Source organism: Nostoc parmelioides FACHB-3921, assembly GCF_014696625.1.
Taxonomy (GTDB): Bacteria; Cyanobacteriota; Cyanobacteriia; order Cyanobacteriales; family Nostocaceae; genus Trichormus; species Trichormus parmelioides.
Genome location: NZ_JACJQL010000007.1, coordinates 21460 through 48306, shown reverse-complemented (window position 1 = coordinate 48306; position 26847 = coordinate 21460). Strand labels below are relative to the sequence as shown.

Annotated in this window: 23 protein-coding genes and 1 tRNA gene; 15 read left to right on the top strand and 9 right to left on the bottom strand. The window is 40.8% G+C overall.

Going from position 1 to position 26847, the window contains the following annotated elements; genetic code table 11:
- The first annotated feature begins 436 nt into the window (after nt 1-436).
- The gene (locus tag H6G14_RS07205) at nt 437-2041 is read left to right on the top strand and encodes a glycosyltransferase family 39 protein (RefSeq protein WP_190566407.1); all 1605 of its coding nucleotides are present in this window, start codon (nt 437-439) and stop codon (nt 2039-2041) included.
- Between the two features lie 206 nt (nt 2042-2247).
- On the opposite strand, the gene lptC is transcribed toward H6G14_RS07205, so the two are convergent.
- The 3 genes from lptC to metG all read right to left on the bottom strand — a co-directional run bounded on the left by lptC (nt 2248) and on the right by metG (nt 6252).
- Nucleotides 2248-3405 carry an LPS export ABC transporter periplasmic protein LptC gene (gene lptC, locus H6G14_RS07200; RefSeq protein WP_190566406.1) on the bottom strand — a complete coding sequence of 386 codons (1158 nt, stop codon included), beginning with the start codon at nt 3403-3405 and terminating at the stop codon, nt 2248-2250.
- 450 nt (nt 3406-3855) lie between these two features.
- Nucleotides 3856-4485: a LabA-like NYN domain-containing protein gene (locus tag H6G14_RS07195; protein ID WP_010994409.1), complete on the bottom strand. Its 630-nt coding sequence runs from the start codon at nt 4483-4485 to the stop codon at nt 3856-3858.
- A gap of 174 nt (nt 4486-4659) precedes the next feature.
- Nucleotides 4660-6252, bottom strand: a complete 1593-nt coding sequence (gene metG, locus H6G14_RS07190; RefSeq protein ID WP_190566405.1) for a methionine--tRNA ligase — start codon at nt 6250-6252, stop codon at nt 4660-4662.
- A 379-nt stretch (nt 6253-6631) separates the two neighbouring features.
- On the opposite strand from metG, the gene H6G14_RS07185 reads away from it, so the two are divergent.
- The 10 genes from H6G14_RS07185 to H6G14_RS07140 all read left to right on the top strand — a co-directional run bounded on the left by H6G14_RS07185 (nt 6632) and on the right by H6G14_RS07140 (nt 17210).
- A complete protein-coding gene (locus H6G14_RS07185; RefSeq protein WP_190566404.1) occupies nt 6632-7357 on the top strand; it encodes a lysophospholipid acyltransferase family protein in 726 nt (241 codons plus the stop codon).
- Nucleotides 7358-7739: 382 nt separating this feature from the next.
- Entirely contained in the window at nt 7740-8570 is an 831-nt protein-coding gene (locus tag H6G14_RS07180; RefSeq protein WP_190566403.1) for an alpha/beta fold hydrolase, read from the top strand.
- Between the two features lie 119 nt (nt 8571-8689).
- Nucleotides 8690-9736, top strand: a complete 1047-nt coding sequence (locus H6G14_RS07175; RefSeq protein ID WP_190566402.1) for a hypothetical protein — start codon at nt 8690-8692, stop codon at nt 9734-9736.
- Nucleotides 9737-9909: 173 nt separating this feature from the next.
- Nucleotides 9910-11385, top strand: a complete 1476-nt coding sequence (locus H6G14_RS07170; protein ID WP_190566401.1) for a leucyl aminopeptidase — start codon at nt 9910-9912, stop codon at nt 11383-11385.
- 230 nt (nt 11386-11615) lie between these two features.
- The gene (gene plsX / locus H6G14_RS07165) at nt 11616-12641 is read left to right on the top strand and encodes a phosphate acyltransferase PlsX (protein ID WP_190566400.1); all 1026 of its coding nucleotides are present in this window, start codon (nt 11616-11618) and stop codon (nt 12639-12641) included.
- 106 nt (nt 12642-12747) lie between these two features.
- Nucleotides 12748-13740, top strand: coding sequence for a beta-ketoacyl-ACP synthase 3 (locus H6G14_RS07160; protein WP_190566399.1), 993 nt, complete (start codon nt 12748-12750; stop codon nt 13738-13740).
- 94 nt (nt 13741-13834) lie between these two features.
- Nucleotides 13835-14713, top strand: coding sequence for an ACP S-malonyltransferase (gene fabD / locus H6G14_RS07155; protein ID WP_190566398.1), 879 nt, complete (start codon nt 13835-13837; stop codon nt 14711-14713).
- Between the two features lie 235 nt (nt 14714-14948).
- Nucleotides 14949-15587, top strand: a complete 639-nt coding sequence (locus H6G14_RS07150) for a lysophospholipid acyltransferase family protein (protein ID WP_190566397.1) — start codon at nt 14949-14951, stop codon at nt 15585-15587.
- Nucleotides 15588-15683: 96 nt separating this feature from the next.
- Nucleotides 15684-16721, top strand: a complete 1038-nt coding sequence (locus tag H6G14_RS07145) for an AI-2E family transporter (protein WP_190566396.1) — start codon at nt 15684-15686, stop codon at nt 16719-16721.
- 195 nt (nt 16722-16916) lie between these two features.
- Nucleotides 16917-17210, top strand: coding sequence for a DUF2288 domain-containing protein (locus H6G14_RS07140; RefSeq protein WP_190566395.1), 294 nt, complete (start codon nt 16917-16919; stop codon nt 17208-17210).
- Between the two features lie 56 nt (nt 17211-17266).
- Here the strand turns inward: H6G14_RS07140 and H6G14_RS07135 are convergent, their stop codons facing one another.
- From H6G14_RS07135 to H6G14_RS07125, 3 genes are all read right to left on the bottom strand, one after another.
- On the bottom strand, nt 17267-17773 hold the full coding sequence (locus H6G14_RS07135; protein WP_190566509.1) for a YdcF family protein: 507 nt from the start codon (nt 17771-17773) through the stop codon (nt 17267-17269).
- 282 nt (nt 17774-18055) lie between these two features.
- Nucleotides 18056-18129, bottom strand: a tRNA-Arg gene (locus H6G14_RS07130).
- A 33-nt stretch (nt 18130-18162) separates the two neighbouring features.
- A complete protein-coding gene (locus H6G14_RS07125; RefSeq protein ID WP_190566394.1) occupies nt 18163-19239 on the bottom strand; it encodes a tocopherol cyclase family protein in 1077 nt (358 codons plus the stop codon).
- 152 nt (nt 19240-19391) lie between these two features.
- On the opposite strand from H6G14_RS07125, the gene H6G14_RS07120 reads away from it, so the two are divergent.
- The 3 genes from H6G14_RS07120 (at nt 19392) to H6G14_RS07110 (ending at nt 21525) form a co-directional block, all read left to right on the top strand.
- On the top strand, nt 19392-20003 hold the full coding sequence (locus H6G14_RS07120) for a J domain-containing protein (RefSeq protein ID WP_190566393.1): 612 nt from the start codon (nt 19392-19394) through the stop codon (nt 20001-20003).
- A 384-nt stretch (nt 20004-20387) separates the two neighbouring features.
- Nucleotides 20388-21044 carry a hypothetical protein gene (locus H6G14_RS07115; protein WP_190566392.1) on the top strand — a complete coding sequence of 219 codons (657 nt, stop codon included), beginning with the start codon at nt 20388-20390 and terminating at the stop codon, nt 21042-21044.
- Between the two features lie 286 nt (nt 21045-21330).
- Entirely contained in the window at nt 21331-21525 is a 195-nt protein-coding gene (locus H6G14_RS07110; protein ID WP_190566391.1) for a hypothetical protein, read from the top strand.
- Between the two features lie 171 nt (nt 21526-21696).
- Here H6G14_RS07110 and H6G14_RS07105 read toward each other — a convergent pair whose 3' ends face one another.
- Both H6G14_RS07105 and H6G14_RS07100 read right to left on the bottom strand, forming a co-directional pair.
- Complete coding sequence (locus H6G14_RS07105) at nt 21697-22524, bottom strand: metallophosphoesterase (RefSeq protein ID WP_190566390.1); 828 nt, start codon at nt 22522-22524, stop codon at nt 21697-21699.
- Between the two features lie 240 nt (nt 22525-22764).
- On the bottom strand, nt 22765-23595 hold the full coding sequence (locus tag H6G14_RS07100) for a metallophosphoesterase (protein ID WP_190566389.1): 831 nt from the start codon (nt 23593-23595) through the stop codon (nt 22765-22767).
- A gap of 392 nt (nt 23596-23987) precedes the next feature.
- Between H6G14_RS07100 and H6G14_RS07095 the strand changes: the two genes are divergently transcribed.
- Entirely contained in the window at nt 23988-25877 is a 1890-nt protein-coding gene (locus H6G14_RS07095; protein WP_190566388.1) for a cation:proton antiporter, read from the top strand.
- On the opposite strand, the gene H6G14_RS07090 is transcribed toward H6G14_RS07095, so the two are convergent.
- Nucleotides 25874-26515, bottom strand: coding sequence for a cytochrome b N-terminal domain-containing protein (locus tag H6G14_RS07090; protein ID WP_190566387.1), 642 nt, complete (start codon nt 26513-26515; stop codon nt 25874-25876). The two genes, H6G14_RS07095 and H6G14_RS07090, sit on opposite strands and share 4 nt — an antisense overlap.
- Nucleotides 26516-26847: the final 332 nt, after the last annotated feature.

Genomic DNA, 26847 nt, shown 5'->3' with positions numbered 1-26847 from the left:
ATCAGTTTTTACGTAGCGGATATTTTTAAATACCTAATTATAGTATCTAAATAAACAGTAGCAGTTTCTTTAACTGTTAATAATGATGAAACAATTATTGCGAAAGTGGAGAATTATGATGTTGACAATATTAATCTGTATATATAGCTGTTGACGGTTGACAGACTTAAAAGCTTTGTGATGTCAGGGTTTTGTCTTAGCTTGATGTTTTAATCTATCTGGCTACGGTTATAAATTTGCCTATACAGAAATCAAGTTTGTTATGGTAAATCAAAGTGCCTATAGGGCTGATATTGCCACAGATAATGTGTTGAGTGGGCATCACTACTCATATTTTCAAAAATATGTAGTGATCTTATAGATAATTAAGTACACTATGCAGAGGCTTCTATTGATTGAGTGATTGTGAAGTAAATAATTCTTGAGACAACTATGTATGCGGCATATAACACTCGTGCCGAGTTGGTTACGATTTTTAATGATTATACTTTTAGTAATGTGTATATTATTTAGATTTGTATATGTTGACAGAAAGGTATATTCTTTAGATGAAACTTATACTTCTTTGCGGATTTCTGGCTATACCTTAGCTGAAGTAAAACAGCAATTATTTAACAGTCAGGTAATCTCTAGAGAAAACTTCACAGAATTTCAAAGCCCCAATTTGAATAAAAATATTAGTGATACCGTGATGTCTCTCGTGATTGAAAGCCCAGAGAAATCACCGTTATATTTTATAATAGCTAGGTTTTGGGTGGAAAGATTTGGCAATTCTGTAACTGTAATTAGATATTTATCAGCACTAATTAGTTTATTAGTTTTTCCGTGCCTTTATTGGTTTTGTCGAGAGTTATTTAATGTAACTTTATCGCTGCCTAGTTTAGCGATCGCTCTCATGGCTAATTCACCCATGCACCTAGTATACGCCCAAGAAGGCAGGGAGTATATCCTTTGGTTAGTGACTATAATACTTGCTAGTACCGCATTACTAAGGGCGATACGTCTGCAATCAAACCAGAAATCAGATCCCTTCACAACCTGGGGAATCTATGTGATTACACTGGCTTTAAGTTTGTATACTTGCTTGTGGACTATCTTTGTGGCGATCGCTCATGGTATTTATGTAATATTAATCGCTAAACTACGTTTGACTGAAACTGTTAGATATTATCTGATAGCCACGATTTTCGCTGTTTTCGCATTTTTTCCTTGGTTATTGGTCGTTTTTGCTAAGTTCTTTCAATTTGTCCTCTCATCAGATGGCACAAATAATTCAGATTCAAATATCATACCCCTAATTCCTTTCTTACTCGTACAAATGAGTAGGAGTTTTTTTGATTTAAATATTAGTTTAGATAATCCAATTAATTATTTAATATCCGCTATTTTTTTAATTTTAGCCGCATACGCTATTTATTTTTTATGCCGTACAACTAACTACCAAGTTTGGCTATTTATCATTACTTTGATTGTAGTACCTGCCTTGCCATTAATCTTACCAAATTTGGCTTCTGGTCGTATTAGTTCAGGTTACGAACCCTATTTATTACCGTCTTATTTAGGGGTGCAAATTATTGTTGCCTACTTACTCGCCACACAAATGTATAACGGTAATGTATCACATCGAAGAATCTGGCAAATAGTTATTGGACTGTTAATTATTTGTAGCTTAATTTCGTCTAGAGTATATTACCAAGCAGACACTTGGTGGAGTAAGGGTGTAAGTTCCGGTAATCCTCAAATTGCTAGATTTATTAATCAAAAATATCGTCCATTATTAATTACTAATTTTTCTGAGATTAATTATGGAAATGTTGTTTCTTTAAGTTATCTTTTAGAAGCAAAGGCAAGATTTCAATTAGTACCGGATCAAACTGTGCCTAGCATACCTAATGATTTTACTGATATTTTCCTGCTAAACCCCACAAATGCTTGGCGATTGCAAATAGCTAGAAAGTATCAGTTAAAGCCAAATCTTGTGTATGGAGATGACTACTACTTAGTTTGGAAATTAGTTCAACCTCATTCAGAGGGTGTTTGAAAAGTTGAAAAATATACTAGAAACCCCTCTCCAAACCTCTCCCCGACACGGAGAGAGGCTTTGAAACCCCCATTCCCTGTCTCCGACACGCTGCGCGAACGCAGGGAAGGGGGGCTGGGGGGTTAGGTTTTTAAGATTTTGGTGTTAGCAATGATACTTTTCAAACATCCTCTCAGACAGGAATTTTTAAATTACGCCTTGTAATACTAATTCCTCGTGCTTGGTTCTTGTGGAATAATCTCTGTAACTACGCGATCGCCAGAATTTCCGCCTTTAACCACTATATTTTCCGTATCCAGATTACCAACAGCAGTTTCACCTTTAAATGTCAGGGGCGGATCAACTTGTCGATAAACTACATTTTCTTGGGCTTCTACGAGTTTTCTGTCAAGATACCATGTTAGTTTTTGAGAGTTGAGAGTCTGACGACGTTTCCCCACAGCATTCACATTTCCTGTTAAATAAGCTGTTTTTTGCGGTATTCTCATTTCTCCCTGATTGGCGGTCACCGTTAGGTTTTCTACACGTTGGAATATGCGGATGGGGGATTTGGTCGTGACTATTTCCGTGTTCATATCCCAATTCATGGAATTACTAGTTATTCGGGCTGGTGGTTCTAGTAAATCTATTTGGGCATTTTTATTAATTGTGGCAATCTTGGTTTTTAAGTTTACTTCAGCCGAGTTACCCCGACCGCGATCGCTAATTTGGTTGTTTTTGTAGCGATCAATTTGAATCGGGCGATCGCCTATTAATTTTTGTTCTTGAATTTGCCAAATCAAATGTTCAGTACGCATTTGCATTTGGGGATCAGCAGAGTTAGCCACCACTTGACCAGAAAATTCCATTCGTTGTTCGCGGGTTTTTACTCTGGCTTCCTGGGCTACTGCTTGTACTTGTTTGTGAGTACCATTAATTTTATTACGAACAATCAATAAGTCTTCTTGAGGTCGCCATTCCAATTCATTACCGTATAAAACAATACCATTTTTGGGATCTGTAGCCACTATTTTGCCTTTGAGAAATAATTGCTTACCATCTTGTTCGATATCAGCTTTCTCGGCTTTGACTTGATAAACTACTTTTCCATCTTGATAAAGTTCCCCATAGGGGCTTTCGGCTTCACCTATTTGTTTTTCTTTGGTATATTGTGCCTGTTTTGCCCTAACTCTCCAAACTGGTCTACCAACTTCATCTGCTTGTTCTAAGATGACATCAAAGAAGGTCAAATTACTCTCTCGGTTAGTCGTATCAGAATTATTTGGTTGGTTATTATTGGGAGATTTAACCCCACAAGCCACTAAAGCAATAATTAAAAAAATAGTCCAAGGCAGGTGATACCAATTTACTTTCTTGAATATCATGTCTAATTAAATAATTGTATGGTCTGTTGGAGTTGGTAATTGGTAATGTTTAATTTCTCCTTTACCTTACCGCAAGCTATTTTTAATAGGACTTATACCGTTTCTTGATAAAGATGCACTTTATTCTGTACTGTAGAGACGTTGCATGCAACGTCTCTACATCATTTATTTGACGCAACTTCATAGAGAATTGGTATTACGTACCCAGATTTTCTGTTGATACCGAGTGTAAGGGTTTCAAACATTTATTTTGAATTTTGAATTTTGAATTTTGAATTGATTCATACCCCTACACCCTTCTCCAAACCCTTGATCTTTCATTTTCATAGGTAAGTCCTATTTAAAATCAAAGCAAACTACTATCAAAAACAGAAGCGGGGGGAAGTTTTGTTGATTCCCCCCGTTGGTTTAAGTTTATACTTTTTTGTTGTCTAGCTTGTGAAAAGGTCATTAATCCTGCATTTCTAGGTGTCCATCGCTATCTCTGGGATCATCTAAAAAACCCATGCTAGATAAAGGTCGATAAGGATAGCTTTGGCGGGGGGTTTTCTGGATATCTTCTTTGATAGCCTCTAAATCAATATAGCGATCGCTCACATTAATTAAGCTATCACTAGTCATAGAACGTAAGCTCACAACTTCTACCCGTACGCCACGATAACTAACAGAATTGACCGCATAAGCCAGATCCCCATCACCACTGACTAGTACAGCAGTATCGTAAGAATCAACTAACGCCATCATATCTACAGCTATTTCTACATCCAGGTTGGCTTTTTTGGAACCATCTGGCAACTGTACCAAGTCTTTAGCAATGACGCGGTAGCCATTACGGCGCATCCACAACAAAAACCCTTGCTGCTTTTCATTAGTTCTGTCTACACCGGTATAGAAAAAAGCCCGCAACAATCGAGAACCACCAGTCAGACGACATAGCAATTTCGTGTAATCTATTTCAATTCCTAATTGCAAAGCAGCGTAGAATAGATTTGACCCATCAATAAAAATGGCAACCCGTCCTCGATTTTCTAAAACCTGTTCTGGTGTAAATATTGAATCATTTTCCAAGTTATTCAACATTGATGTCATACCTCAATTTTATCCTTGTTATTTCTGATACTAATTATCAACTTTGATTTTTTAGATCGACTTATGATAATTTTTCGGGGCTAAGATACAGTCCAGCCCCGTTGATTTTCTGGGAAAGAATTAACAAATTGAACTGAATTGGCTTTAAGCAAGAATTAAAAGCAATTAAACGTTTTTTGGTTGTTCTATGCGTTTAAAAATGGGTTGGGGTTGACCCAACTGCTGTTTATTAGATAGCAAGCCCCATTGTGCATGACTCGCAAAAGGAGTAATATCAGTTTGTTCATTAAAGTTGATCCCAAAACCCAGTTGCTGATAGATATTGCTACTGATGTTGGGAATCACTGGAGAAAGCAGATAGGCGGCAAGCCTCACAGATTCTAGAACAGTGTACAGCACTGTTTCTACTTCCTGTTGTCGGCCTTGTTTATATAATGACCAAGGAGCTTGATCATCAATAAACTTATTACTGGCTTGTACCAGTGAAAGCACGACTCCGCAAGCTTGATTAAAAGCTAACACTTCGTAAGCTTGTTTGACCTTTGCTCCTACATCTAAGCCCAATGCTTTCAATGTATTTTCCGCAGGAATATCTTCATTGGTAATCGATAACGCATAATTAGTGCAGTATTTTTTCACCATGTTCAGAGTGCGATTGAGCAAATTACCTAAGTCATTTGCCAAATCTGCATTCAGCACATTGATGAATCTAACTTCATTAAAGTCGCCATCTTTGCCAAATTCGATTTCCTTAAGGAAGTAATAACGAACTGCATCGCTACCATACTGCTGGACTAGTCCTACGGGGTCTACGGTATTACCTAAGCTTTTGCCCATTTTTTGACCGTCTTTGGTCAAAAAGCCGTGGCCGAAAACTCTATCGGGTAAAGGTAAGCCAGCAGATAAAAGCATTGCCGGCCAGTAAACAGCATGGAAACGTAAGATATCCTTACCAATCAGGTGCAAATTGATCGGCCACCATTTTGCTAAGGCATTTTCTAATGTTGGTTCATCTTTTGGATCTAACAATGCTGTGACGTAAGCTAGCAAAGCGTCGAACCAAACATATAAGGTATGCTTTGGATCGGTGGGTACTGGAAAACCCCAATCTAGATTTACCCGCGAAATGGAAAAATCTTGCAAACCTTGGCTAACAAAGCTAAGGACTTCATTACGACGGCTTTCCGGCTGGATAAAATCTGGATGAGACTCGTAAAATGCTTCTAATTGAGTTTGATATTTCGAGAGGCGGAAAAAGTAGTTTTGTTCGTCTCGCCACTCAACTTCTTTATTAACATGAATAGGGCAGCGATTTCCTTCTAGTAGTTCCCTTTCTTCTTTAAATTCTTCGCAAGATACACAGTACCAGCCTTTTTGCTGTCCTTGGTAGATGTCGCCAGCCTCCCACACCCGTGCAAAAAATTCATCTACAATGGCTTTGTGACGGACAGCCGTAGTCCGACTAAAGCGATCGTATTGAATATTCAACAATTGCCACAAACTCATAAAGCTGGGGACAATTTCGTCACAAAACTCTTGTGGGGCTTTTCCTAAACTCTCGGCTGAACGCTGAATTTTCTGCCCATGCTCATCTGTACCTGTTATCAGCAGTACATCACGCCCTAATAGCTTCTGAAACCTCGCTACTGCATCTGCTGCCATTGTTGTGTAGGCACTACCAATGTGAGGAACATCGTTTACATAATACAGAGGTGTTGTCAGTGCAAATGTTTTTTCTGATTTATTCACTAGATTCATGCAAAATAAAAAATTAACTTATAAAAACGTTTTATATCTTAACTTCTATCAACAAATTCACGCAATTATACGATAATAGCTCCTTTTACTGAAATAACACTTTAATATTAGCAAATTTACCATCCAAAGTATTATTTTGTAATATCTATGAATCCAAATAATCCTAAACAAAAGACTGAAATCAACTATTAATAATTTTGGAGAATGCTTTCATTACATTGATGGTGATGAAGAACACAAATCTCCCAAACTAGAGAATTTCGCGGCTTTTGTGGATAAAACATTTCTACCTTAAGACGGTCAACGCAAGGGTGAAGAAATGTAAAAATTAAATCAAGATAAACTGCGATATTTTCCCAAAAAAACACATTGATCAGGCATGAGTGCAAATAACCCCCTAGATATTTCTCGGATATTCTTAAACACACTCTCTACTAAAATGTTTCGCTATTACGAGGATCGCATTCCCCAAGATGCTAGTTTGTTAATAGTGAGCAATCACCGCAGTTTTATGGACGCACTAACTTTAATGGCGGCTTTATCGAATCCGATTCGTTTTGCTTGTCATCACTATATGGGACAAGTGCCAATATTGCGGGAGATTGTCACAGGACAGCTGGGTTGCTTTCCTTTAGAAGAAAATCAACATCGTCAGCAAAGCTTTTTTGTGCAGTCACAAAAGCTACTACAAACAAAACAAATGGTGGGAGTATTTCCTGAAGGTGCTGATCCGATGGTGAAGTATACTCCAGCCAATGAAGTAGGGGAATTTCGCCGGGGCTTTGCTCATCTAGCGTTACGTTCTCAAGTCCAGAACTTGGCAGTGTTACCAGTAGCGATCGCTTCCTTAGAAGAGAGTAACACTGCGGCTTTTCCCCTAAAATTATTGAGTTTGTTCGACCCTTCCGAACCATTATTCAATCAATATGGTTGGCATCCCCTGGTAATCTATCATCGAGTGGCTGTCTTAGTCGGTCGTCCTTATTGGATTACAGCCCAACATCACAATCAATATCATGGCAAACAGGCGAAAAATGTTGTGGCTGAACTAACCACACATTGCCATGATGAAATCTCTACTTTACTAGCTCAAGGTTGTTATTAAGTAGGGGTATAGGGGTTTAAGGGTGTAAGGGTGTAGGGGTGTAGGGGTTTAAGAATAATAAGCCAGTTCTTCGATTTACTAGTAAATAGGATCATAATCGATATAGCAAATCTTTTTTTATTCCTAGATTAATCTCTAGGATCATCATTAATTAATCAAAGTATCTTCAAGAAGAATTTATACAGTGCAAGCTATGATTTTAACTGGACTAAGCTATTACGCTTTTAAATTACATAGTCAGTTGTATGGTTTCTTGACTGCTGGCGGTTAACTGTCAACTGTCAACGATTCGGCTTCATCTTGTATTGTCCTATCGATACAAAGTATAAGCTTGACATAAGGTAAAGTTTATAAAAACAGCAAATAGAATTTAAATTTTACAATGCCAGACGTTGAACTAAAGCCGTGTTTCCTAACTCCTAGACGAGTACGCCCTGAGTATCCGTTGTTCGTCTATTTGCCAGGAATGGATGGAACTGGTCAATTATTGCGATCGCAAACGGCGGGGTTAGAAATTGGCTTTGATGTCCGTTGTTTGGCGATCCCCCGCCAAGACCTAACCACTTGGGATGTCCTCACAAATAACGTCCTAGACTTAATTCATGCGGAATTAGAAAAAAGTTCCCAAAGGGTAGTTTACTTATGCGGTGAGTCTTTCGGGGGTTGTTTGGCGATGAAAGTAGCGATTAAATCGCCCCACTTATTTAAACGTCTAATTCTGATTAATTCCGCCTCAGCTTTTAAGCTCCGTCCTTGGTTGGATGGGCTATCTCAACTGGTGCAATTAGTCCCTGAATGCCTTTATGATGCAGGCGCACTAGGTTTATTACCCTTTTTGGCATCCTTGCAGCGTATATCTCGGAATATTCGCCAAGAACTGCTAAAAACCATGCGTTATGTACCACCAGAAACAGTTCTTTGGCGGTTATCTTTATTACGAGAATTTGATGTCAGCGATGAGCAATTGCGTTGTCTGACTCAAGCAACATTGTTAATCGCCGGTGGTAGCGATCGCCTGTTACCATCTGTCAGTGAAGCTACGCGCCTAGCAAATATTATCTCTCATTCTCAGAAAGTGATTCTACCCAACAGTGGACACGCCTGTTTGCTAGAGCAAGATGTGAATCTCTATGAAATTCTCCAAGTTAATAACTTTTTAGAAATTAAAAGCCCCAAAATTTCTCATCTCAAAATTCCCCAACAGAAAATTTGAGATGTATCCCAGTGGTAGAAATATTAAATCCTAGAGAATTGCCCTGGTTGATAGATGTCAAGGCTGGCAAAGATCAACTACAACCAAAACAGAGGGTCTGATAAGGATGATGACAAGCAATGCCAGACAAACCACCAGCAAACATCGAAAAAACGCCTAAACTATCTGTAATAGATGCTGTTGCTCAACTTGGGCAAGCAACGGTTAAGCAAACACAAAATTTATTTGAGCAAGGTACTCAAATAACAGGTAACCTCATCAACCATCTCAGTGATAATTGGCTGATTAGAAGAATTTCAGGATTTTTGAATCTTAATTGGCTAATTGGGGCAAGTGACAGTGTAGATATAGAAAAAGTTGCCACCTCAGTTAACAAACTCAAACAAAAGTATCCTCAGGAATCACCAAGCCAAATTGCCCACCGCATCATGATGGACAAAGCAGCTAAATCCGGTGGAGTAGGTCTAGCGAGTAGCATTTTACCGGGAGTAGCCGCAGCCTTATTTGCCGTGGATTTAGCCGCAACAATGAAATTGCAGACAGAAATGCTTTATCAGATTGCTGCTGCTTATGGACTGGATTTAAAAGACCCTGCTCGAAAAGGGGAGCTTTTGACAATTTTTGGTTTAGGACTGGGTGGAAATCGTCTCCTGAAAGCAGCCGGATTAGCCTTACTAAGAAATGTTCCATTTGCTGGTGCGGCGATCGCTGCCAGTTCCAATGCTACACTCAGCTATTCTTTAGGATATGCAGCTTGTCGATTTTACGAAGCCAAGTTAGACGCTGCAACATCGATCAATTCTCCAGAGACATTGGCAAACTTAAAAGCCGAGAGTGAGAAATATTTAGAAAAAGCGATCGCTCAAGAAGCCATTATGGATCAGATATTAGTTCACATGATCCTGGCCAGCCATCCAGAGAAAACCTGGGAAGAAATCCTACCAGACTTGCAAGCTGCCAATCTCAGCCCCACATCCTTAGCAGCAATCAAGCAAAACATCAAATCACCCCAACCTTTCGAGCAACTGCTGAACCAATTAAATCGTGATTTTGCCGTCCCCTTACTAGCCCGTTGTCGCAAAATTGCCGAACTAGACCATCAGACTAAACCACGAGAGCTAGAAATAATCAATGCGATCGCCAAGAAATTCGATATTGGTCAATAGTCAACAGTCAACTGTTATTTTCCTCTAGATCAATACTTCCCTTGATCCCTGCTTGTCTGCTTCTTTATCTCTTCCCAATCCCCAATCCCCAATCCCCAACCCCCCTATCCTGAAACAAAATTTTTGAGCAATACTGGTACAGGAAGGCATATATACATAGATAAGACCCCAACATGGCAATTCAACTGAGTGATAAGCCTCTACTAGAATGGGCAGGCGATACTTTGGCGATCGCATTATTTGAAGATGCGGTCGAGTTAACTGGTGAACTAGCGAGTTTAGATGAAAGGTTTGCTGGTATTTTAAAAGAACTAATTGCCGAAGAAGAATTTACAGGCAAAGCCAACAGCACAGTTTTTACTCGTGTGAGTTCTAATATCCCAGTACGGAAAATAATTTTGGTGGGTTTAGGCAAAACGGAAGCCTTCAAAATAGAAACCTTAAGACGTGCGGCGGCGGCTGTAGGTAAAGTAGGCAAAAAACAAAAAAGCAAAGTTATCGGACTGAGTTTTCCTCTGTGGAATAATGATCCTACAGCCTCAGCCCAAGCAATTGCCGAAGGCGTGCAGTTAGCGCTCTATCAAGATAATCGCTTTAAATCAGACCCAGACGACAAAGGTTCCCAAGTCGAAACAGTAGAATTACTTGGTTTTGCCGGACAAGAAGCAGCAATTAACCGAGCAAATCAAATCGTCTCTGGGGTAATCTTGGCTCGCCAATTGGTAGCAGCACCAGCCAATAGCGTCACACCAATTACAATGGCAGAAACGGCTCAACAGATTGCCCAAGATTATGGTTTACAAATAGAAATTTTAGAGCAGGAAGATTGTGAAAAACTAGGCATGGGTGCATTTTTAGGAGTTGCCCTCGCCTCAGATTTACCGCCTAAATTTATTCACTTAACCTACAAACCAGAAAGCACACCCAAGCGGAAACTGGCAATTGTCGGTAAAGGTTTAACCTTCGATTCTGGTGGACTCAATATTAAAGGTGCTGGTAGTGGTATCGAAACCATGAAAATTGATATGGGAGGTGCGGCCGCTACCTTAGGTGCAGCCAAAGCCATTGCCCAAATCAAACCAAATGTAGAAGTTCACTTCATCTCAGCCGTAACCGAAAACATGATTAGCGGTAAGGCTATGCACCCAGGAGACATCCTGACAGCATCCAATGGCAAAACCATCGAAGTGAACAACACCGATGCCGAAGGGCGCTTAACTCTAGCAGATGCCCTAGTCTATACCGATAAATTGGGATTAGATGCGATCGTTGATTTAGCCACCCTCACCGGTGCCAATGTTATTGCCTTAGGTGATGACATTGCTGGTTTGTATACTCCCGATGATGCCTTAGCCGGGCAACTAGAGCAAGCGGCTAGTGAATCTGGTGAAAAGATTTGGCGGATGCCATTAGAAGAAAAATATTTTGAAGGGCTAAAATCTGGCATTGCCGACATGAAAAACACCGGGCCTCGTCCTGGTGGTTCTATCACAGCTGCTTTGTTCCTCAAACAATTTGTCAAAGACACCCCGTGGGCGCACTTAGACATTGCCGGGCCAGTTTGGGCAGACAAAGAAAACGGCTACAACGGCCCAGGTGCAACCGGTTATGGCGTAAGGTTGTTGGTTGATTGGGTATTGAGTGAGTAGGGGGGGTAGGGGTATAGGGGTGTAGGGGTATAGGGGAAGGAATAATAAATTTCTTTTCCCTTACACCCTTACACCCTCACACCCTCACACCCTCATACACAATGTGCTATCTTGGGCTTGCCGCTAAAACTTGTTGCAATTATCACAAGAGAGATGCGGTGGTGAGAAAGTTAAGATTTTTCAGCCAAGCCATCTGGTAAAATTTGTAAGGTTTCTAGAAGCTTTGAGCAATGGGATCGACTTGCGTACGGATAGCAATTGACGCAATGGGAGGGGATCACGCACCCAATGAAATCGTAGCTGGCGCTGTGCGAGCAAGCGAAGAATTGGGTGTGAAAGTACTGTTGGTAGGTGATCCCCAACAAATTGCATCTGCCTTGCCACCAAAAACTAATTTGGAGAGGGTGGAGATCGTTCCTGCTGAGGAAGCGATCGCAATGGATGAGGAGCCTTTGAACGCGGTAAGACGCAAGCGCAAGGCTTCTATTAATGTGGCGATGGATTTAGTCAAGCGAGAGCAGGCGGATGCCATATTCTCGGCTGGCCATTCTGGTGCAGCTATGGCATCAGCTTTATTACGCTTGGGACGATTACCAGGAGTTGACCGCCCCGCAATTGGTACAGTGTTTCCCACAATCAAAGCTGGTAAACCTGTATTGATATTAGATGTTGGCGCTAATGTAGACTGCCGTCCTAAGTTTTTAGAGCAGTTTGCTGTGATTGGTTCAATTTACAGCCAGTATGTCTTAGGAACAGATGAACCCAAGGTGGGTTTGTTGAATATTGGCGAGGAAGATACCAAAGGCAATGAATTAGCCTTACGTACTCACCAACTATTGAAGGAAAACTCCAACATCAATTTTATTGGTAATGCGGAAGGGCGAGATGTACTTTCCGGCGAATTTGACGTGATTGTGTGCGATGGCTTTGTTGGCAATATTTTACTCAAGTTTGCGGAGGCGATCGGCGGAGTAATTCTGCAAATCCTCCGGGAAGAATTGCCCCAAGGCTTACACGGTCAAATCGGTACAGCCATTTTAAAACCCAACCTGAAGCGCATTAAGCAGCGCATGGATCACGCAGAACACGGCGGTGCTTTGCTGTTAGGGGTATCAGGTGTTTGTCTAATCGGTCACGGTAGCTCTCAAGCTCCTTCAGTATTTAATGCCATTCGCATGGCCAAAGAAGCTGTAGATAATCAAGTGATGCAACAACTGCAATCCCAATATGAAATTCTACACAGCACCAGCGATTAGCATCAGTTCTGTGGGTTATTAGTCAAAAGTAAATGACTAATGACTAATAATTTGTACAGACGTTGTATAAAACGTCTCTAATCACTCATAGCTTGGGAGAGTAGGAGTGCAAAACTTAGGCATCGCAATTACCGGAAGTGGTTCAGCAGCACCTGAAACTTCCCTTCACAACGAAGAGTTAAGCCAACTGGTAGAGACATCAGACGAGTGGATCAGCACCAGAACGGGAATCCGCCAACGGCGTTTAGCCCTACCCACTGAATCATTAAGCAGTCTGGCGGCGGCGGCTAGTAGACAGGCGATCGCCTCTGCGGGGATTACAGCATCCGATATAGACTTGATTTTACTTGCAACTTCCACACCTGATGATCTGTTTGGTACTGCTACTAAAATTCAAGCTGATTTGGGAGCTACTAAAGCCGTAGCCTTTGATTTAACCGCAGCCTGTTCCGGCTTTGTTTTTGGTCTAGTCACAGCAGCCCAATTTATCAGAACAGGTGTATATCAGAATGTACTTTTGATCGGGGCTGATATCCTCTCCCGTTGGGTAGATTGGCAAGACAGACGTACCTGCGTGCTATTTGGTGACGGTGCTGGGGCTATTGTATTGCAGTCCAACCAAAGCGATCGCTTATTAGGATTTGCCCTCAAAAGTGATGGGACACAAAACCATTATCTCAACCTAGCTTATCAAGGCACTGCCCAAGAAATTCTCCCCAATGTCAAGATTACTCAAGGCACATATCAACCCGTAACCATGAACGGCAAAGAAGTTTACCGCTTTGCTGCTCAAAAAGTCCCAGAAATCATTGATAAAGCTCTATTTGAGGCTCAACTAACTGTTGACCAAATCGATTGGCTACTACTACATCAAGCAAATCAACGCATTCTTGATACCGTAGCTCAACGCCTAAATATTCCCTCACACAAAGTAATTAGTAATCTCGCTAATTACGGCAATACCTCCGCCGCTTCTATCCCCCTAGCCCTAGATGAAGCCGTGCGAGAAGGTAAAATAAAACCCAACGATATCATTGCTACATCCGGCTTTGGAGCCGGTCTAACATGGGGTGCAGCAATTTTCCAATGGGGAAGATAATCAATTAAAAATTCAAAATGCAAAATTCAAAAATTGGATTGTTCATTTTGAATTTTTAATTTTGAATTTTGAATTAGAGCGAAGCGACTGAAAAATGACAAAAACCGCATGGGTGTTCCCCGGACAAGGTTCTCAAGCACTGGGGATGGGAACAGACTTACTAGATATACCAACTGCCAAAGAAAAATTTGCTCAAGCTGAAGCAATCTTAGGCTGGTCTGTAAGCGAAATCTGCCAAAACGAAGAAAAATTATCACAGACACTCTACACCCAACCCAGTCTTTATGTAGTAGAGAGTATCCTTGCAGACCTGACAAAAGAACGGGGACACCAGCCAGATTTAGTTGCTGGTCATAGTTTAGGAGAATACATCGCCCTTTACGTTGCCGGCGTTTTTGAGTGGTCGGCTGGTTTAAAACTAGTCAAGCGACGAGCTGAACTCATGGATAGCGCCGCAGGCGGCATGATGGCGGCTATGATGAATTTTGACCGCGAACAGTTGGAAACAGTAATTTCCCAGACTCCTGATGTGGTGCTAGCAAACGATAATAGTCCGGCGCAAGTTGTTATATCCGGTACTCCAGAAGCTGTGCAGACGGTGATGTCTCAAGTCAAAGCCAAGCGTGCTGTCCCGTTGAAAGTTTCGGGAGCATTTCATTCACACCTCATGAATACTGCTGCTGTAGAGTTCCAAGAAATTCTGGAAACTGTAGAATTTCAACAGGCTACCGTACCCGTATTATCAAACGTCGAGCCAGTGCCAGCAGTTGATGCCACAATTTTAAAACAACGCCTCAGCCAACAAATGACCGGTTCAGTGCGCTGGCGAGAAATTTCTTTAACCTTACCAACCAATGGTGTTGAGAAAGTTGTGGAAATCGGCCCCGGTAACGTACTAACAGGTTTGATTAAACGCACTACTGCTAATTTAATTTTAAAAAACATCCGCAACGCTACGGAACTACTAAATTAGAGACTAGGGATGATTGAGACAGCGCAGCGAGAGGCTTTCCCTTTCTACGAGACCCTACTCAAAAATGTTTCCCTTCTCATACTTGCCCCCGGACTAGCTACCCTTTGGCGCAACCTCTATTAGGGAAGCCTGGCCCAATCCCCAGTTCAAGGCAAAAGTCAAAAGGCAAAAGTCAAAAGAAAAAATCTTTTACCTTTTTACTTTTTACTTTTTACTTTTTTATCCCCAATTTCTTATGTCCCGAACCCGCGAACCATTGATTAGTCTGGCACTGTATCATGCCTTTAAGTGGTCAGTTGTCAGCCCGATGTTACACGCTTACTTTCGGGGTCGGATTTACGGTGTGGAAAATGTCCCCCAATCAGGCCCTGTAGTCGTTGTAAGTAATCATGCTAGTTACTTTGACCCGCCCATCGTCTCTAATTGTGTGCGTCGTCCAGTGGCATACATGGCGAAGCAAGAATTATTTGAAATTCCTGTTTTAGCACAGGCGATTAAATTATATGGTGCTTACCCAGTCAGTAGGGGAAGTGCCGATCGCAATGCCATTCGTGCAGCTCTAGAATATCTGGAAAATGGCTGGGCTGTGGGTGTATTCCTGGAAGGTACTCGCACCCCAGATGGTCGCATTAGTGACCCCAAAAGAGGCGCAGCACTACTAGCAGCTAAAGCAAAAGCGCCGATATTACCCGTTTGTTTGTGGGGTTCGGAGAATATTTTACAAAAAGGTTCTTCTGTACCTCGTGCAGTGCCTCTAACAGTGAGAATCGGTAATTTAATTGACACTCCCAGTTCTACTAGTAAAGACGAATTAGAGTCAATTACCCAAAAGTGTGCAGCAGCCATTAATCAAATGCACGATTTAGGGCGCTGATTATCCAATTGGAGAAAATATGCTGTAAGTAGGTAGCGATCGCTATTTGATTGTTGTATGTTGAAAATCAATTAATCAAATTTTTTGATACAGTATATGAGCGGTATTGAAGCCAAAAATCTGTGGCATCGATTAAATAATTTGGCACTAGTCCGCTTTTTGCTGTTAGTTGCGGCTGGTTGGGCGATCGTACAGCTTCTAGCTTACTTTGAGACAGTAATTATAATTTTTACTTTTGCAGCTATTTTGGCTTTTTTACTGAGCTACCCTGTGCAATGGCTGCGCCGTTTTTTACCCCACAGTGTTGCAGTTGTCGTAGTTTTCCTAATCAGCATAGTGATTTTAGGAGGATTACTGATTACCGTTGCTATAGCAATTTTATCCCAGGGTCAACAATTAATTGATAGTATATCTGCTTTCTTAACTTCTTTGTTACCTTTGTTGGAAAGAATAGAGGGTTTATTACGTAACCGCAATCTGCAAATAGATTTAAGTGTCATTCAGGAACAATTGCGAACCCAAGCTGTATCAACATTAGTTACAAGTTTGGCAATTGTGCAACAGTTTCTCACTAATTTTGTGACATTTATCTTAATTGCTGTCGTAGCTTTTTTCATGCTACTCGATGGTGAAAAACTTTGGAATTTTACTCTCAAAATAGTTCCCCAAAAACGCCGCATTAGATTTACAAATATCATGCGACGTAGTTTTCTAGGATTTTTTCGCGGTCAGTTATTATTGTGCTTATTCTTAACAAGTTCAACATTCATTATTTTCTTATTATTACAAGTGCCTTTTGCTTTGATACTGTCCGTAATAGTGGGAATATTAGATATAATTCCTGGCATTGGAGCTACTTTAGGCGTGGGAACAATTACTTTAATTGTCTTATCCCAAGATGTTTGGTTAGCATTAAAAGTATTGATTGCTTGTGTAATACTCCAGCAAATCCAAGATAATTTAATCTCACCTCGCATCATGCAGGGAGCGTTGAATCTGAATCCAGTGGTAGTATTTTTTGCTTTATTAGTAGGTGCTAGAGTGGCAGGTTTATTGGGTGTTTTTATTTCTATCCCCATTACAGGAGTGATTGTATCTTTATTTGAAATTGATGAAATGAAGTCTGAAGTTTAGTTAATAAGCTAATGCGCGTCTAAATGTCCCAACTACTAATAAGATAGTTGACGTTGACTGTTAAAAGTTAACAGCCCTCACGATAGATTATGCAAATTAAAGGCAGAATAGCTTATTCATCGGTTTGCCCTTCACTCTTTATTCTGATCTTCCATTTAATGTAAAATCGAAAGATGAGGATAAGAATAAAAAATCATGTCAGATTTGAGAACAGAGTTATCAGAAACTATAGATGAATCAGAGTGGGAATGGCTAATTCCTCATGCACAGAGAGATGCTGTGATTTTAGTATCACTAGATTTGAACTTGCTAGATGTGGGAGAGGCGATCGCTAGTGATAATATACCTTCAGTTCAACGATGGATTGATGAGCAATTAATTAATAAACCTTCTCCTCAGCAACTGGGAGAATGGAACGCCAATCAGCAAAAAAGATTTAACACCCTGATAGTGCAGCCCTATGTTCTGATACAGGAAATAGCAGTATAGGTTATGTAACTCCCACTGCTAACGCCATAAAAAAAGGTAGGTGGGAGAACAGGGAACTATTGACGCTTATGTTTTTCGTCTGCACCTGTATAACCAGTAGCCACCCATAATAAAGCCCTAGCCCCATCACGCAAAGATTTTTCAATTGGTTCAGGAGAGTTTTCTGAAGGGACTGAGATTGGTTTAAAGGTAATTCCGCGACTACCTAAAACTATTTCGCCAATGATACAGGCGCGGCGCATATGGAAATCAGAAGTAATTAAATAAACGCTTTTAATACCACGAGATTGTAACTCGTCAATTAACGTAGTAAAATTTGTTACTGTATCTACCGCTTCATAGTCTAAGTGTAATCGCTTGGTATCAATACCAGCTTTCTTAAATACCCGCTTAGTGTAGACAGGTGGACTACCTCCAGAAATCCAAATTGGTAAATTTGGGTGCTTACGGGCAAAACTAGCAGTAAACTTTTCTCTTTCTAGATTTCTAGTCGAACCACCTAAAACTATTACGGCTTGGGGTTGTGTGTAGGCGTTTTTAGCTTCTTGGTATCCAAACCACATTAATAGCGGTAAAAATAGCACCGCAAACGAAAATGATTTACCTCTAAACAATAGATTATTCTTCAAGGCTCTATAACTTTGTTTGTTGAGGGCGTTATTTTCTCTCAAAATAAGAAAAATATCTATGTAAGTTAACAGACTTTGGCGAAATTTACCCTGGCAGGAATACCGTCAAGCTAATTCATCATTTAATGTGTATTAGCACAATTTTTTCACATAATTAGTCATGATCCTAGATACAGGATTTCTGACTAATTATTTGATTTAACTATTTTGTGGTGACGGGACTGGTGCGACTTGAACGCACGACCTAGCGCTTAGGAGGCGCTCGCTCTATCCAACTGAGCTACAGCCCCAACTGTGAAGCATATATAATGATAGCAGTAGTTTTAACTAGACTGCCAAGAATTGCTCCAAGAATCACCACCTATTTCTAAACCACAAAGATAACTGTGTGCTTTCAGGATGACTAGAGGATTTTCCCCTCGCATTTGTCGTAACTCCACATCCAGTTTTCCTTGCATAGTATCTCGACAGCAGTATTGTAAACCCTGGACTGTTGGCGCACGTAAGTCTGTACCGGGTAGATGCGTAGTTCCCGTTAATTCAACCTCATAATCTAAGTTTTTTGCTCTCATTTGCCATCTACCCCAAGGCTGAATATTCCACTCTACTTTCGAGTTCCAAGGAACGAATTCGTAAAATTTGCCTTGATAATGTAACCCAATCATGGCTACAGATTCCATCCACCAAAGTACACCGCGTCTACCACCACCAGCAGTTAAAGCTAAGTCAGGTTCGCCATCAAAGCTGTTGCAGTTAAGCCAAAACCATTTTTCAGGAAAAGCGCCACCCCAATTTTTTTCCCCGTAGGCTGGCGCGTTCTGGAATTGGTAGATTTTGCCATTCCAATCAATCCAGCCAGTAGCCAAGCCATGAGCCATCAAAATTTGCCATCCGGGTTCAAAAATCTGTAAAAAAGACAGCCACCCAGCCGTTGATTGCTGGATACCATCTTGATTTCCCCAGCCGTATATCGGTTGAATTTCGTAACGCCAACGGCAATAGTTACCTGTTGCAGGGTCAACAATTATGCCTTGATTGAGGGCGGCTGTAGCTTGGTATCCTTGCTGTACATGACGTTCAAACTCTGCTGGTAACAGGTAAATAGGTTTGGTGTTGAGGTTTGTTTCGCCCCAATGACCCAAAGCCAGAACATCTGGACTAGCCCAAAATTTGTTGACATCGGGAAAAGTCCGACAAATATATTCATCATCAGCACCAAGGACTTGAGCTGCGCCACCACTGTAGGCTTTACCGCCAATGGGGTCTTCGATGGAATACATGAAAGCAAAGGTTTGACCACAGTCTGGTAAAGTTACACGATAATACCAACCTTCAAAGAAACGGCGACTACTACCGTCCCAATGGTATCCACTATGGGGAGTTTGCAGAGTTTTGAACATTGTAGGCGATCGCACTTACGTTTCGATTAGCAAATTTTTAAAAAAGTCGGGAATCTGGTAATTCACAAACGATTTTAGAGATTCTATCTCATAAAACAGTTTGAGAGTTTAGTTAAGATAGATTTACGTAGTTATATTTTTTAGTATGCGCGATGTCTAACGACAAGCCGCGAGATGGTTTACAACTTGATATCAGTCATGCTTATGAAATTCTCGGTTTAAAACCTGGTGCATCACAGGTAGAAGTAAAGCAAGCTTATCGGAAGCTAGTTAAAATTTGGCATCCCGATCGCTTTGTTGATGACGAGCAAAAACAGCAAGCCGAGACAAAAATTAAAAGAATCAACGCCGCTTACAACAGAGTTAAGTCAGTGACACCAACTGTTGAGAAGCCAGCTTCAGCTACGCCTCCACCAAAAAAGCCTGTAAAAGCATCTGTTAATCGTTGGGGTGCAGAGACTTTCTACAACTGGGGTGTGGAAAGTGTGGACAAAAAAGAATATGAAGAAGCGATCGCCTATTTTACCCAAGCAATTCGCCTCAATCCCAGCTACATTGCAGCTTACAAATACCGAGGATTCATTTGCTCTGAATTGGGATATGAATATAGAGCTACTTCCGATTTAAATAAAGCCGCACAGTTAGAAGGGAAAATTCCCAAAGCTGCTTATGTCTCATCGCCAAGATATAAAACTAAGCCTAAATCCTGGCTCGCAAGATTATGCCAGAAAATTAAAAGACTACTAAAGCTAAATAGATATTGAGTAATAATTCAGGATTCATAAAACAACAGTAGAGTATTTTTATCGCACCTTTGATACAAGTACTCAATATCACACAACCATAAAACCTAATGCAAACATAAATATATTATCTAATAAGTAAAAATTAGCTAATGCGGGAAAATTAGTAGATATTTATTTCAATAAGTAGAAAAATCTAGCAAAACCCCACCTATATTCATTCTTCCGATGTATTGAGCTTTCACCTCAAGGTAGATCCGTTAGTCAAAGCTGAGAAGTTATTCTGAGGATATTTAAAACAGAGTTACAAATCTAACACCAAATATATCAAACATTAGTAAGTTATTTCGTATTTACTAAAAATTGATATTGCCAATATGAAAATAAGGAGCGTAATCGAAAACTATGACTAATCCTAACGAGCGTGAAACTTATAACCAAAGCGTTAACCGTGATGTTCATACTGATAGTAATGGTAATACTCACACTAACGTAACAAGAACAACTGAAACACCAAATAATTCTTACCGTAATGGTTATATCAATGGACGTAATATTGAACGTAACTATCAAGTAGAACGTGATAATGAAAATGCCGCTAATGGGCTGATTTTTGGTATATTGTTAACTTCCTTAGTGGGTTTGATTGCTGGTGCATTTTGGTATTTTAATCAGAACGACGCAGCAGTTGAACCTAGCACACCAGTGGAAACTTCTTTACCTACTAACGCTAGCCCTACCCTATCGCCTCAACCACAACAAACAACAATTATTGAAAGAACCAGAGAAGTTCCTGTTGTCATTCCCCAACAACAAGTCCCACCTTCAACAACAAATTCTCAGCCACAGATTAATGTGACTGTTCCACCCCAGCCTTCTGCAAGAGAGACAGCGCCTGCTATTACTCCTCAGCCAACTCAAACTAGTACGCCTACTACGAATACACAACCCAGCCCCTCTCCAACGATTACACCTGAAGCTAGAGACCAGTCACAAAGCGGCGTGAATAGTGGTTCTTCTACTGCTGATGATGTTAATCAAAACAGTAATCCGGATCAATAACAACTCAATATATACAAGGGTGCGTCAGTATGAATAACTGCCGACTATGGTTAGGTTCTATTGCACTGACGCATCTTACAAAACCACTAATTTCAAATAATTTATTTTTTGGTGTTTCCTAAGATTGAGGAAGGTACTTAGGTTAAAACAGTAATTTTAAGAAATATTTCTAAATTATTGCGTTAAATTAATGGTGATGAAGTTTAGCAAACAGATACACTACTAGAAAAAAATGGTGCTACATTAAGAGCAAGGTACAAACAGGTTAAAAGTTTATTAAAAAATCTTGGACTTAGAGTCTGTACCTCCTCGCTCTAATGTTTTAAGTATTCGCAATCCTAAACTCGTTGGCCGCATCCTCATTGAAAGTGTTTTCTCCTTGAGTGTATTGCTTTTTATGGAGGTGTTGAAATTACAGCCAGAAATGCCTGCCTATTGGAATCAAGGATGCACGATTTTAGGGGCTTTTAATTGCGGATAATGTCCACCTTAGTTGAGTTGTTTAATTCTGTTTTTTCCTATCTTCTCTGACAATCATATATTTACCAAACCGCCATTTGCTAATGAGATTTTCTATCTTAGCTGATGGCGGTTAATCTTATTAGTAACAAAAACTTGAGTTGTTAAAAGAATTTTATCAATCTATGCTGGGCTAAGTTAAGGTAATTACAGTAACCTCTGGTGGACAAAATAAGCGTCCAGGTCGATAAGTTCCTAGTCCACGATTCACATATAACTGATTGTTGGTTACTTGATGAAATCCCTGCGCCCATTCCCAGTAGCGGACAACTTTTGAGCAGTCTCCTAGTAAAAATGGTACCCAACGCCGCAGTTTTTTGGGAACTTTTTTTAGAAGCTTTTTATAGTGATAGACAACAGGGCCTATACCAGGAAGAACTATATGTCCACCGTGAGTATGACCAGACAGTTGCAAATCAACTCGCCATTGTTCCAATATTTTCGCAGTATCTGGGTTATGAGATAAAACAATCCGGGGTGTAGTTGGATCGAGTTTGTTCATAACCGATGCAGGATGAAATTCTTTTGACCAATAGTCAGCCAGTCCGACTATTGGTAATTCATGTCCAAAAGGATAAGCAATTTCATTCCACAGAACATTAACACCAATACCTGTTAAAGCCTTTGTGATTGAAGTTTGAGAGTGACTATAGTGAATATCATGATTGCCTAGCACAGCAAAAATACCATAACGACTTTGTAGATATTTAAGTCTTAGTGCGAGTTGGTTAATTGGTGTAGGATCATCAGTCACATAGTCACCAGTTAATAGTATTAAATCTGGTTCAGCTTCGTTAGTAACTGCGATCGCCTCCTCTAACATTTCTTCTGATAGCCGCAAACCATCATAATGAAAATCCGACAACTGTACTAGCTTTATACCTTGTAAACTTGGTGAAAGATTAGCAATCTTAACCGTTATTTTATCTACGCTTAAACGTCCTGTAAACAACCAGTGCATAATTCGCTAGAACTCCTCATACCAGCGCCTACAGCTTATCAAAAATAAAAGTAATAACTTAAAACTTAAAGAAGCTTACAGTAACTCTCATTTAATACTAAAAACTAGTACCTTGGGGCATAATTTTTAATTTATAACTAGATTCTTGTGGACATTGTCGTCGTTTCCCAGGGGTGGCTTATTTACGCCACGATAAAATGACACCCGATATCTAAGAAAATCAGGTGTCTATCATCTAAATTACTCGGCTTCCAGTGTAATTACGGTTAATTCTGGAGGACAAAATAAGCGTCCTGGTAGATATGTTCCCAAACCACGATTTACATATAGCTGGTTTTTGCCAAGGCGGTGTAAGCCTTGTAACCATTCGGGATGACGTACTATCAAATATTCTTTGAATATAAATGGCAACAGTTGACGTATTTTTCTTGGTACTTTGCGGACGATTTTCTTGTGATAAGGTAACACAGCCCCAAGGCCAGGAATGACAATTTGCCCTCCGTGAGTATGGCCGGATAATTGTAAATCTACTCGCCAAGCTTGCAGCGTAGCTGCGGTGTCTGGGTTATGGCATAAAACAATGCGCGGTGTGGTTGGTTCTAGTTGGTTAAAAAGCAACTGCGGATTAAATTCCCGATAGTAATAATCAACGATTCCCACTACGGGTAATTCTTTTCCCAAGGGATAGGCGATTTCATTCCACAGAACCTGAATACCAACTTTCGTCAGTGCTTGGGTAATTTCTGTTTGGGAATTTTTCTGATAAAGGTCGTGGTTACCGAGAATGGCGTAGATACCTGCATGACTTTGGAGTTTTTGCAGCCTCTTGGCTAGCTGATGAATGGGTTGTGGAGTAGTAGTGACGTAATCACCGGTGAGTAAAACTAAATCGGGTTGTACTTTATTGCTAACTGCGATCGCTTCTTCTAACATTGCTTCCGACAAACGTAACCCATCGTAATGAAAATCTGATAGATGCACCAACTTCTTACCTTGTAGCGATGCAGACAAGCCTGCAATATTCACCGTCAATTGTTCTACACTCAACGAACCAGATAAAAAACGGTGCATAAGATTGGGAATGGGGAATTGGTACTGGAGACTGGGGAATTGGGTAATTTTAGATTGTCGATTGGGAATAAAAAAATCTAAAATCGCAAATCTACAATTTAAAGGAGATTTGCGGTGCGGATTTGTGACTCAGCACTTACTTTTGCGTACACACTGAACATTCTCAGTTATATTTTCAGTAGCATTGAATTGTTATGATTTCTTCTCCTATGTCTAATACTAATCTTCCAGTTTTATAGCTAATCGGCTACAAATGGAGTAGTGTGAGCAACTACCTATGAAAAAATCTCTAAATTCATCGAGGTATAAACTGTCTGATGTTGTAACCTGTAAAGATGACATTTACTTTTCTTTACAAAGGATTTTGAAAGAAATCGCTCAAAATCTAAAACATGGAAGCATCATTTGAAGTCACCCTACAAATGGCGATCGCTGTTTTTGCAGGCATCGGCGCTCAAGTCCTAGCGGCTTATTTGCGTGTACCCAGCATCGTCATATTGCTCTTGTTGGGCATTTTTCTAGGTGCTGATGGGGTTGGGTTATTACATCCCCAATTACTCGGTACAGGGCTGGAAGTGATTGTTGCCCTAGCAACGGCAATCATCCTGTTTGAAGGTGGGTTGAATTTAGATTTACGCGAATTAGGTAGAGTTTCTATCAGCCTGCAAAGGCTGGTCACCTTAGGGACGCTAATCACCCTCATTGGGGGTAGTATGGCCGCCCATTGGCTGGGTGAATTTCCTTGGAATATAGCTTTTCTCTACGCGTCTATTGTTGTGGTTACAGGGCCTACGGTCATCAGTCCTCTGCTCAAACAAATCAATGTAGACAGGCAAGTGGCGACGTTATTAGAAGGCGAGGGAGTTCTCATCGACCCAGTGGGAGCTATTTTAGCTTTTGTGGTGTTGGACACCATCGTTAACGGTGATGCAGACCCAGTAAACGCCATTATCGGTTTACTCATGCGCTTGGGTATTGGTGCAGCCATCGGTGCGGCTGGTGGTTATTTCATGAGTTTGATTTTCAAACGCGCCAATTTTCTTTCGTCTGAGTTAAAAAACCTAGTGGTTTTGGCGGTGCTATGGAGCTTATTTACTCTAGCGCAGATGATTCGCAGTGAATCGGGTGTAATGACAACTGTCATCGCTGGGGCAGTATTCGCTAACTCTTCCGTACCAGAGGAACGTTCCTTACGCAGCTTCAAAGGTCAACTGACGATTTTGAGCGTTTCTGTCCTCTTCATTCTGTTAGCAGCTGATTTATCCATTGCCAGCGTGTTTGCTTTGGGTTGGGGCAGCTTGTTTACTGTATTGGTCTTGATGTTCGTTGTTCGCCCAGTAAATATCTTGTTCTGCACTTGGAACAGTAACTTAAACTGGCGACAAAAACTATTTTTAAGCTGGGTTGCACCTAGAGGAATTGTTTCTGCCTCTGTTGCGTCCTTGTTTGCGATTTTGCTCACTCAGCGTGGGGTCAATGGCGGTGATTCCATCAAAGCTTTGGTTTTCCTCACCATTATCATGACGGTGGTTTGTCAAGGATTAACAGCTGGTTGGGTGGCGAAATTTTTGGGCATCACTTCCCAAGAAGCTACAGGTGCAGTGATTGTCGGTTGTAATCCTTTGAGTCTGTTAATCGCCAGATTCTTCCAAGAACGGGGGGAAAATGTCGTCTTAATTGATACTGATCCAGATTGTATTGCTCAAGCCGAAACACAAAATCTGCGGGTGATTGCTAGCAGTGCGCTGGATGGCGAGGTATTAGAAGAGGCGGGACTGGCATCGATGGGGACTTTTTTGGCGATGACTAGTAACGGTGAGGTAAACTTTGTTTTAGCCGAAAGGGCAGCCGAGGAATTTAATCCGCCCCGTGTTTTGGCTGTTTTTCCCCGCGATCCTCAGGCTAACGGTTCGACTAATAATAAAGTCCAACAAGCTTTTGTTTCCGATTTGCCCATTAAGACTTGGAACGAATATCTGAATGATGGACGGGTGAAGTTAGGCACAACTACTCTGAGCGAATCGGAGTTTACTAGTCAACAGGAACATATCCAAGAAAAAATTCGGACTGGGGTGTTAGTGCCTTTGTTAGTAGAAAGGGAAGAACGCCTACAAATTATCCCAGCTAACCAAGAATGGGAAGTAGGCGATCGCATTATCTACCTATTACATGACCCCAGACCGAACTTATTAAAACGTCTATCCGGTGCTAGTCAATCCACACCTCTAGTTTTAGAAACGTTACCAGAGGTGGAAGAAGTACCTTTAGCAAAGGCGCTTTAACTTTCAGCTAGTGACGCTTGTGTAAGTTGAATAATTTCCTCTCTCGTTTCTGCGTACATTTGTCGTTCTTGCCACAATAAAGCTGACAGATGTACCACAGCAAAAATTATTGCTGCAACGGAAATAAAATAATTGTGGAGTGTGTATAGGTGCAGGACTGTCAAGCTGCTAATAGCTCCTCCACCAGTGAGGATATCTCTCAACAGTGTACCAACGGCGGGAATCGCTTCAATATTTCCCAACTCGATATTAAAACGCCAATATCCTTCTTGAGTCCAATCTAAAATCATCGCCGTCCAATCCAGACCGATCGCACTCAAGGTCAAGAAAATACCACTTACCCAAGCAATCAGCCAACTATTGCGGAATTGTCGTCCTAAAAACATGATGACTATTTGGACTAAGGCGATCGCAATCATGGCATTACCAGCAATATCATGGGCCCGATGGAACAACCAGCCATAAGCCACTTGCGTATCAATCATTCTCAACGATCTATAAGCCCCGCCTGCTGTCGGCTCGTAATTAAAAGACAATAAAATTCCCGTAGATACATAAATCAGGCACAGGGAAAGAATCACGACCGATAATACTGTTGCTATTCGCCGCAAAATCCTATCAAACTGGGTGTTTTGCATAGTTCACCCCTCCTGGTTATTTGCATAGTATGTATTTTCTTAAATTTTAGCTTAAGAAATATTAATATATTTGTATTTCTCATAAAAATAATTTACTTTTCTAAACAAAGCACCCGTCTAAATAAAAATCCCTACACCCCCAATACGGTTCGGTTAAGGGATTTCTTGGTTAAGGCAGGCAGGGGAAATAAGGGGAGGAGAGAAGCAGGGGAAGAGAAAAATTATGAAAATAACCTCCTTCCTCCCCTGCCTCCTGCGCTTCTCCTGCTTCTCCGAACCGTATTGCCTACACCCCTACACCCAGTTACAGCGAGAGTTTCACGTTTACAAGA

Excerpts from the sequence above, each read along its gene's own strand:
- H6G14_RS07090 (WP_190566387.1), bottom strand. The coding sequence starts at position 26,515 with ATGCAAAACACCCAGTTTGATAGGATTTTGCGGCGAATAGCAACAGTA.
- H6G14_RS07175 (WP_190566402.1), top strand. The coding sequence starts at position 8,690 with ATGCCAGACAAACCACCAGCAAACATCGAAAAAACGCCTAAACTATCT.
- H6G14_RS07100 (WP_190566389.1), bottom strand. The coding sequence starts at position 23,595 with ATGCACCGTTTTTTATCTGGTTCGTTGAGTGTAGAACAATTGACGGTG.
- lptC (WP_190566406.1), bottom strand. The coding sequence starts at position 3,405 with ATGATATTCAAGAAAGTAAATTGGTATCACCTGCCTTGGACTATTTTT.
- H6G14_RS07195 (WP_010994409.1), bottom strand. The coding sequence starts at position 4,485 with ATGTTGAATAACTTGGAAAATGATTCAATATTTACACCAGAACAGGTT.
- H6G14_RS07170 (WP_190566401.1), top strand. The coding sequence starts at position 9,910 with ATGGCAATTCAACTGAGTGATAAGCCTCTACTAGAATGGGCAGGCGAT.
- metG (WP_190566405.1), bottom strand. The coding sequence starts at position 6,252 with ATGAATCTAGTGAATAAATCAGAAAAAACATTTGCACTGACAACACCT.
- H6G14_RS07185 (WP_190566404.1), top strand. The coding sequence starts at position 6,632 with ATGAGTGCAAATAACCCCCTAGATATTTCTCGGATATTCTTAAACACA.
- H6G14_RS07145 (WP_190566396.1), top strand. The coding sequence starts at position 15,684 with ATGAGCGGTATTGAAGCCAAAAATCTGTGGCATCGATTAAATAATTTG.
- plsX (WP_190566400.1), top strand. The coding sequence starts at position 11,616 with ATGGGATCGACTTGCGTACGGATAGCAATTGACGCAATGGGAGGGGAT.
- H6G14_RS07135 (WP_190566509.1), bottom strand. The coding sequence starts at position 17,773 with ATGTGGTTTGGATACCAAGAAGCTAAAAACGCCTACACACAACCCCAA.
- H6G14_RS07140 (WP_190566395.1), top strand. The coding sequence starts at position 16,917 with ATGTCAGATTTGAGAACAGAGTTATCAGAAACTATAGATGAATCAGAG.
- H6G14_RS07125 (WP_190566394.1), bottom strand. The coding sequence starts at position 19,239 with ATGTTCAAAACTCTGCAAACTCCCCATAGTGGATACCATTGGGACGGT.
- H6G14_RS07095 (WP_190566388.1), top strand. The coding sequence starts at position 23,988 with ATGGAAGCATCATTTGAAGTCACCCTACAAATGGCGATCGCTGTTTTT.
- H6G14_RS07105 (WP_190566390.1), bottom strand. The coding sequence starts at position 22,524 with ATGCACTGGTTGTTTACAGGACGTTTAAGCGTAGATAAAATAACGGTT.
- H6G14_RS07120 (WP_190566393.1), top strand. The coding sequence starts at position 19,392 with ATGTCTAACGACAAGCCGCGAGATGGTTTACAACTTGATATCAGTCAT.
- H6G14_RS07205 (WP_190566407.1), top strand. The coding sequence starts at position 437 with ATGCGGCATATAACACTCGTGCCGAGTTGGTTACGATTTTTAATGATT.
- H6G14_RS07115 (WP_190566392.1), top strand. The coding sequence starts at position 20,388 with ATGACTAATCCTAACGAGCGTGAAACTTATAACCAAAGCGTTAACCGT.
- H6G14_RS07150 (WP_190566397.1), top strand. The coding sequence starts at position 14,949 with ATGTCCCGAACCCGCGAACCATTGATTAGTCTGGCACTGTATCATGCC.
- fabD (WP_190566398.1), top strand. The coding sequence starts at position 13,835 with ATGACAAAAACCGCATGGGTGTTCCCCGGACAAGGTTCTCAAGCACTG.
- H6G14_RS07180 (WP_190566403.1), top strand. The coding sequence starts at position 7,740 with ATGCCAGACGTTGAACTAAAGCCGTGTTTCCTAACTCCTAGACGAGTA.